The organism is Streptomyces sp. NPDC001027, assembly GCF_040299045.1.
Taxonomy (GTDB): Bacteria; Actinomycetota; Actinomycetes; order Streptomycetales; family Streptomycetaceae; genus Streptomyces.
On sequence record NZ_JBEPBI010000616.1, the window covers coordinates 1 to 1,048 of the forward strand.

1 pseudogene is annotated in these 1,048 nt (G+C 74.5%); it reads right to left on the minus strand.

What is annotated here, in order from left to right:
* Positions 1-1,048, minus strand: a pseudogene (locus tag ABT300_RS44340) (hypothetical protein); the annotation flags it as partial.

Sequence of the window (1,048 nt, forward strand, 5' to 3'; positions counted from 1 at the left end):
GGCGCACGTCGGCGCTCGCGTGCGCGCGCAACCGGCGCAGCAGAGAACGCCACTGCTCGGGCCAACGGAGCGCGCCGCCGGTGCCCGTCACCAGGCCGACCGCCAGCAGGCCCGTGGTGGTGCCGCCGTCGCGGGCGAACCGGTCGGCCGCGGCCAGCAGAGGGCCGACGCGCCAGGGGAGGGCGCGCGAGGCGTTGGTCGTCCGCAACCGCTCGGACGTGTGCACGGCGACGGTCACCCCAGCGCCCTGGAGGGCGTCCGCGAGGCCCTGCAGCCGTTCCATCAGATCCGCCGGCCCCACGGCGTGCTCGACCGACCCGACCAGCAGCAGGGCCCGTTCACCGATCAGCAGGGGCTCCGGCGCCAGCTGCTCGGCGACCGCGTCGAGCAACTCGGCGCGTCCCCCGTCCATAGAGCCGAAGTACGTGAGACTCCGCAGCCGCTGCAGCGCCGGCAGGTCCCGGCCTTCCTGCGCCTGACAGCCGCCCTGTGCGGTGTGCATCGCCGCCAGCAGCTCGGCCACCGCACCGTGGTAGACGCTTCCCGGCGCGGCGCCGCCCAGGGGATGCGGCAGCCCGGACAGGGCCAGATCGCGCAGCACGGACCCGGCGGTCTGCCAGTACGCACGCTCGTCGAGGTCGCAGACCGTACGCGAGATGCGCACGGTCAGTTCGGGTGAGTAGCGGCACCACGCCCCCATGGCGCGCAGCAGGCCGTAACCGCTCCCGATCCCGTCCGTGAGAGACAGGGCGTCGTCGTACACCGCGACGATCACCGCGGCATAGGCCCGACGGTGCGTCTCGGCCAACTCCCAGGGAGTGACGTCCAAAAGAGCTTCGTGCACGGGGCGGGTGTCGCCGCACTCGACCTCGTCGAGCAGTCGCCAGGCCTCCGGCTCGCCGAGCAGCGGCGGCAGTGCGCGCACGACGGCCGCGCGCACGTCCGGGTGGCGGTCGGGAGCGCGGAAGGCGTTCGCCAGCAGGGACACCGCCCGCCGGGGCGGCAGGAACCCCGCGGCGAGCCGTACGGCCTCCTTGCGCGAGGTCAC